Below are 7014 nucleotides of genomic sequence, written 5' to 3' on the forward strand. Positions count from 1 at the left end.
AGCGATGTGCGCCAAGGATTTCCCCAATATCTGTGGATAAGTCTGTGGACACTATACAGGAGAAGTGTGTGTCGAACGTCAAGGAAAGGGGTCTCGAGTGATTGCCTGTTTTTTGGGCAAACACGATAACCGCATGAAATTGTTTAGCATCGCGAACAGGCGCGCGTCGCCGGCGGTGCCGTGGGAGGGGTTTGCAGCCGCTCCGGCAAGGTGTTGCACGCCGCCATCACCTTGTGGAAATTTTTTTCATGCCAGCTATGCGGGGGCGAGACGAAATGTCGCACTGGCCTTTCTTCGGCCAACGACATATTTTCGATACCAAATTTCCTGTATAGGACAGCGCAATGGCGGCGGGTCATCTCGACCCGGCCGCCTGAGCGCGCAACTGCCGCCCCTGCCCGATGGACGGTCGCGGTCGGCGAACTCCAACCCATAAAGCCGGAGACTTCCGAAGGCGCCCCGGCGCCGGAGGAGACTGGCTCAGGAATAGTACTCATGGCACGCAGAACGCCACTCAAGGATATGCGCAACATCGGCATCATCGCCCACGTCGATGCCGGCAAGACCACCACGACCGAGCGTATCCTTTATTACACGGGCCGCAGCTACAAGATCGGCGAGGTGCACGACGGTGCAGCCACGACCGACTACATGGAGCAGGAGCAGAAGCGGGGCATCACGATCCAGAGCGCGGCCGTGACCGTTTTCTGGAAGGATCACCAGATCAACGTGATCGACACCCCCGGCCACGTGGACTTCACGATCGAAGTCAACCGCTCGCTCCGCGTGCTGGACGGTGCCGTGGTGGTGTTCGACGGCGTTGCCGGCGTCGAGCCGCAGTCCGAGACGAACTGGCGCCTCGCGGACAACTACAACGTCCCGCGCATGTGCTACGTCAACAAGATGGACCGGTCGGGCGCGAACTTCCGCCGCTGCGTCGACATGATCGTCAACCGCCTGGGCGCCCGCCCGATGATCCTGTCGCTGCCGATCGGTTCGGAAGACAACTTCCGCGGCCTGATCGACCTCGTGACCATGAAGGCCCTCGTCTGGTTCTCGGACGAGAAGGACGCCCAGTGGGAAGAGTGGGAGATCACCGGCGATCTGGCCGCCAAGCTGAAGATCGAGGTGAAGGAAGACCTCGACATCCTGCGCGACATCCCGAAGTACCGCCAGGAGCTGATCGATACCGCTCTCGAGCAGGACGACGCGGCGATGGAAGCGTATCTGGACTCGGGCGAAGACCCCGCCGTCGAGGTGCTCCGGAAGTGCATCCGCAAGGGCACCGTCACCGGCGCCTTCACCCCCGTCATCGCCGGCAGCTCCTTCAAGAACAAGGGCGTGCCGCAGATGCTGGACGCCGTCGTGTGGTACCTGCCCTCCCCGACCGACGTCGAGGCGATCAAGGTCGTTGACGAGGAAGGTGAAGTGGTCGGCGAGCGTCACTGCGACGACGACGAGCCGTTCGCGGCGCTGGCCTTCAAGGTCATCAACAACCAGTTCGGCGCGCTGACCTTCGCCCGTGTCTATTCCGGCGTGGCGCAGAAGGGCATGACCCTGCTGAACTCCACCCGCGGCAAGCGCGAGCGCATCGGCCGCATGGTCGAGGTGTACGCCAAGGACACCAACGCGATCGAGGAATGCCGCGCCGGCGACATCATCGCCTTCGTTTCGCTGGCCGAGACGGAGACCGGTGACACCCTGTGCGATCCGGCCCATCCGGTCATCCTCGAGCGGATGAAGTTCCCCGACCCCGTCATCAGCGTGTCGGTCGAGCCGAAGACCAAGGGCGACCAGGAAAAGCTGGGTGCGGCATTGGGCAAGATGGTCCGCGCCGACCCGTCGCTGCGCCTGGAGCTGGACAAGGAAACCGGGCAGACCATCCTGCGCGGCATGGGCGAGCTTCACCTGGAGATCACCATCGACCGTATCCGCACCGAGTTCGGCGTGGAAGCGGTCGTGGGCCGTCCGCAGGTCGCGTACCGCGAGACGATCACCAGCAAGATCGAGCACATCTACACCCACAAGAAGCAGACCGGCGGTTCGGGCCAGTTCGCCGAAGTAAAGATGGTGTTCGAGCCGATGGAACGCGGCGAAGGCTTCAAGTTCGTCGACGCGATCGTCGGCGGCTCGGTCCCGCGCGAATACATCCCGGCTGTCGGCGGCGGCATCGAGGTCCAGAAGGAAGATGGCGTGCTCGCCGGCTTCCCGACCGTGGACTTCAAGGCCACGCTGATCGACGGCAAGTACCACGACGTCGACTCCAGCGCGCTGGCGTTCGAAATCGCTGCCAAGGCCTGCTTCCGTGAGGCGATCCGCCGGGCCAATCCGGTCCTGCTGGAGCCGATCATGAAGGTCGAGGTCGTCACCCCGGAAAACCATCTGGGCGACGTGATCGGCGACTTGAACCGCCGCCGCGGCCTGATCCTGGGCCAGCTGGAGCGTGGCATGAACCTTGCGGTGGAGGCACACGTGCCGCTGTCCGAGATGTTCGGCTTCATCGGTGACCTGCGCAGCATGACCTCCGGTCGTGCGACCTTCACCATGGAGTTCAGCCACTACGATCCGGTTCCGCGCAACGTCGCCGACGAGGTCATCGCCTCCAAGGCCGCCGCGTAAGGCTTCGGTCCGGCCGGCTGAATTGCCGGCCGGTTGAGATGGATGACGGCCCGGGAGGAAACTCCCGGGCCGTTTTCCGTTTGGCTCTTATCGCGTTTCGGTGTGATGAGTTTGCTTCGCTGAGAACTGCCGTAGACGCGGCTTCCAGCAGCGTAGCTTCGCACTTCAACGGCTTCGACGGACACGAATGCGTAAGTGGGAGAGTGCGCTTATCCGCGCACTCAACGCGGCTGGAAGCCGCGTCTACGAAGCACATCACCCCGGATCACGCCATGAGCCTTCCGTTTTCAACGAGTGTTTTCGGGGCGGGAGTAATGCGATGGCTGAACTGTTCGCGAGCGGGCGCATCATCGACCTGATACTGGTCCTGGTCGCAGTCGAAGCGGCGGTGCTGGCGCTGTGGCGGCGGTGGTCCGGTTCCGGCCCCGGGTTCGGGGGAATGGCGGCCAATCTGGCATCCGGAGCCTGCCTGCTGCTGGCGGTGCGGGCGGCGCTGGTGGGAGCCGGCTGGGAACTGGTGGCACTGCCCTTGCTCGGCTCTTTGCTGGCGCATGCGGTCGACCTTTACGGCCGCCGCCGGTCGCGGCCTTAGCGCTGGCGGAACTCGTCGGGCTTCAGGTGGTGCTTCTTCATGAGCTGGTAGAGCCTGGCGCGGGACAGGTCGAGGGCCGAGCAGACCGCCTTGATATCGCCGTTGTGGCGCAGGAGAAGCTCGCTCAGGTGGCTGCGTTCCGCCCGGTCGCGGACGACGCGATGGTCGTCGTCGGGATGCGGCGGGGCCGGATCGACATGGGCGCGGGTATAGCGCTGCGGCAGGTCGCCGATCCGGACGGGCCGGCCGTCGTAGATATGGGCGATATACATGCCCAGGTTCTTCAGCTCCCGGATGTTGCCGGGATAATGGTAGGTCTCGACCAGGAACTGCTTCAGTTCGGCGTCCAGCGACGGCACAGGAATGCCGTTGTCGGCGCAGACCTTGCGGATGAAATATTCCAGCAGGAGCTGGATCTCGTCGCGCCGCTCGCGCAGCGGCGGGATCAGCAGATGGCAGATGTTCAGGCGGAAGAACAGGTCCTCGCGGAACTGCCCGTTGGCGACCATCTGTTCCAGGTTGCGGTTTGTCGCGGCGATCACGCGCACGTCCACCTTGGTCACCTTGTCGGAACCGACGCGTTGGATTTCCCCGACGTCCAGGGTCCTAAGCAGCTTCACCTGGGCCAGCGGTTCCAGTTCGCCGACTTCGTCCAGGAAGATCGTGCCGCCGCTGGCCTCCTCGAAGCGGCCCTTGCGGTCGGCGGTGGCGCCGGTGAAGGAGCCCTTGGAGTGGCCGAAGAGTTCCGATTCGATCACTCCGCTGGGCAGGGCTCCGCAGTTGACGGCGACGAACTTGTCGCGCTTGCTGTTCAGGTGGATGATCCGGGCGAACAGCTCCTTGCCGGAGCCGGTCTCGCCCTCCAGCAGGACGGTCAGCTGCGAGGGCGCAATCCGGGCGATGCGGTCGAGATTGGCCGCGATCTGGTGGTTGGAGCCGAGGACGCCTTCAAGCTCGAGGTTCTCGCGGCTGCGCGTGGGCGGCGCCGGTTTCACCCGTTCGTGGACGGCGTTCGCTACCGGGGGTGCGAGCGTGCACAGGTGAAGATAAGCCGCGCGCAGAGTGTTCAGCTCGCTGAGAAAATCATGTTGCTCGAAGTCGTAGATCCGGGAATTCCCTAAAATCTTCAGCTTCAGAGTCTCGATCCGGGCGATGCATTCATTGATGTGATCGTTCGTGCTATCCGCGAATATACCGGCCGAATAGGGGCTTGGCTGGCGATAATCATCATCCATGACCGTAAATACATCCGTTCCATTTAACGCACGACTAAAATTGCCGATCTACTTCCTGCTGCGGCAGATGGATGTAATCACCCGTCTCACGTGCCGAGAGCCTAGATTTACTAACACCTCCGGCAATTTGTCTACCTATAAAGGATTGCGGGATCGTTCCGGAAGTGGCATGAATCGAGGCCTGTAGCTCAGGCCTCCGGCAAAACCTCTCTTGATGCAACCCATCATTGTTCGTTCGGCAAAAAGTCGACTGAGTAAGTTGAAGGCGACCGGCAGGCTCCTGCTGGTGCTGCCGCTGCTTCTCCGCGTCCCGTCGCCGCTCGACGCCCAGATGCGCAGCTTCGATCCCATGTCCCTGGTGCGGAAAGCGGCCGCCGGTCCGTCTCCCGGCGTGCGCCGCCTGCTCGACAGCATGGTGCTGCGCGAAGTCACGCTGAACATCGTCGCGGACGAAGCCCTGCGCCAGAACTACAACCTTCTCGCCGCCCACGAGGCGCTGGTATCGGCCGGCGCGCTGGTGACGCAGCGAGATGCGGCCTTCGACGTCAGTCTCAGCGCGTCGCTGAGCGGCGGCATGTCGAAGACCGCCGACCGTATCGAGATGGTCGGGCGGCCGCGAACGCCGGACAGCGACCTGACCGCCGACGAGGATGCCGACGGCATCCCCGACTTCGTCCAGGGCGGCACCAAGACGGTCGAGGAAGTCGATGGCGAAAAGGTCCCTTGCGTGCTCGAGGACGACCAGGTGGTCAATGGCGGCATCGGTCCCGGCCTGTGCGGCCAGATCCCGGTCTATTCGACGGCCAAGGAGGCCGCCAGCCTGAAGAATCCCTCCACCAGGAGGATCACGGCGTCGGTCGGCGCATCGAAGGTGTTTTCGTTCGGCACCGCCCTGAACGCTTCGCTGAGCACGAGCTACAACCAGAAGAACGGCGTCCAGGCGCCGGCGCTGACCCGCCCGATTTCGGCCGAGGACCCGTTCGGCTGGGGAGAGAAGCTGTACTGGACCGCGGGCGCATCGCTGAGCGCCACGATCTCGCTGCCCTATACCAAGGGCTTCGGCGAGGCCGGTTCCAAGGAAAACCTGGACCTGGCGAGCGCCCGCAGCGGCGACCGGCGCGCCGCCTTCGCGGAGCAGGCGGTCCGCAACGCCACCCTGGCGGAGGTGCTTCAGACCTACTGGGACATGATCCGCAGCCTTCAGGACATCACGATCCTGAACGAACAGAAGGTGGTGCTGGACCAGCGGCGCGCCCGCGTTACGCGGCTGCTCGGCTCCGGCACCATCACCAACTACGAGCTGGGCCAGATCGACAGCGAACTGGCGTCGTTCGTCCTGCGGGAAGAGGCGGCCTGGACCCAGTACCTGCTGCGCTCCAGTTCGCTCCTGACGCTGATGGCGGCAGATGCCGACACGATCCTGGTGCCGGCCGACGCGGAGGCGCTGCTGGCCGGCACCGTGCCGGAGCCGCCGGCCGACGCCTACGACCGCGCCCTGATCGGCAACCCCGAGATCATGGCCGCCCAGGAAGACGTCAACGTGGGCAAGCTGAACCTCGCCTACCGCGATAACCAGTCGCTGCCGGACATCGATCTGGTGCTGACCGCCAAGCTGACCCAGAGCGACGCCTCCTTCGGGTTCAGCGATCCGGGAACGGCGATGCTGAACCTCGGCAAGCCGGACCAGACCAACATCTTCGTCGGTGTCCGCTACCTCTACCCGCTGGGCAACCAGGCGGCCAAGGCGGCACTGAGCCGGGCCAGGATCGACGAGCGCAACGCCTTCGACCGTGCCCAGCAGACGCGGCAGCGCATCATCAATTCGGTCGACCGGGCGCTGGCCGACATGCGCGGCGCCCAGGCGGTGATGCAGGTCAGCCAGGGCGACATGGAACTGGCGTCGTTCGCCTATGAGAGGCTGGTCGAAGAGCGGGAACGGGGCCTGGCGACGGAGTTCGAGGTGATGAACGGCTATCAGGACGTGCTGTCCGCCCGCCTCAATCAGGCCAGCGCCCGCGTCGAGATCCATAAGGCGCGGGTCAGGCTGGGTGCGGCACAGGGGACCCTTGAAGAGGACTTCCTGCAATGAGGAGACTTGGAACGGCGGCCCGCGCGATGGTGTCGGGGCTTGTCCTCGCGGCCGTCCTGGTGCCTGCGGCGCAGGCCCCGCTTCGGGCACAGACCAAGCCGCGCCCTCCGGTCCAGGCCCCGGCGCCCGACGCGCTGGAGGTGCCGCCCGGCATGTTCACCCTGGATGCGGCCCGCATCGCCGACGAGCGGACCGGCAACGCGGTGGTGGCGGCGATGCGCGAGGCGCTGGCGCGGACCGGCGTTCTGTTCGCACCGCTGGAGATCCGCGAGATCGGCCTGCGCGACGCCGTGATGGCGGCCTTGCAGCGAAACCTGGACATCAAGCGGAGCGGCCTGAGCAAGAGCTTGGTCGAACGGGCCCTGACTGAGGCGGAAGCGGTGTTCGACCCCGTCTTCACGGTGTCCGCATCGGGATCGATGTCGCGCGATTTCGACCGGGTCGAGCGCCCCATGCAATGGAAGCCGGCGACCCAGGAG

At 64.6% G+C, this 7014-nt stretch carries 5 protein-coding genes; 4 read left to right on the plus strand and 1 reads right to left on the minus strand.

Annotation, left to right across the window (positions count from 1 at the left end):
- The first annotated feature begins 495 nt into the window (after window positions 1-495).
- Both fusA and AC5JJ6_RS34325 read left to right on the plus strand, forming a co-directional pair.
- Complete coding sequence (gene fusA, locus AC5JJ6_RS34320) at window positions 496-2619, plus strand: elongation factor G (RefSeq protein ID WP_496046343.1); 2124 nt, start codon at window positions 496-498, stop codon at window positions 2617-2619.
- A 319-nt stretch (window positions 2620-2938) separates the two neighbouring features.
- Window positions 2939-3211 carry a hypothetical protein gene (locus AC5JJ6_RS34325; RefSeq protein WP_496046344.1) on the plus strand — a complete coding sequence of 91 codons (273 nt, stop codon included), beginning with the start codon at window positions 2939-2941 and terminating at the stop codon, window positions 3209-3211.
- Here AC5JJ6_RS34325 and AC5JJ6_RS34330 read toward each other — a convergent pair.
- Window positions 3208-4446, minus strand: coding sequence for a sigma-54 interaction domain-containing protein (locus AC5JJ6_RS34330; RefSeq protein WP_496046345.1), 1239 nt, complete (start codon window positions 4444-4446; stop codon window positions 3208-3210). The two genes, AC5JJ6_RS34325 and AC5JJ6_RS34330, sit on opposite strands and share 4 nt — an antisense overlap.
- A gap of 259 nt (window positions 4447-4705) precedes the next feature.
- On the opposite strand from AC5JJ6_RS34330, the gene AC5JJ6_RS34335 reads away from it, so the two are divergent.
- Both AC5JJ6_RS34335 and AC5JJ6_RS34340 read left to right on the plus strand, forming a co-directional pair.
- On the plus strand, window positions 4706-6535 hold the full coding sequence (locus AC5JJ6_RS34335) for a TolC family protein (protein ID WP_496046346.1): 1830 nt from the start codon (window positions 4706-4708) through the stop codon (window positions 6533-6535).
- The coding region (locus AC5JJ6_RS34340) for a hypothetical protein (protein WP_496046347.1) at window positions 6532-7014 on the plus strand (483 nt) is incomplete at its 3' end. The genes AC5JJ6_RS34335 and AC5JJ6_RS34340, both read left to right, overlap by 4 nt.

This window comes from Skermanella sp. (assembly GCF_059503625.1).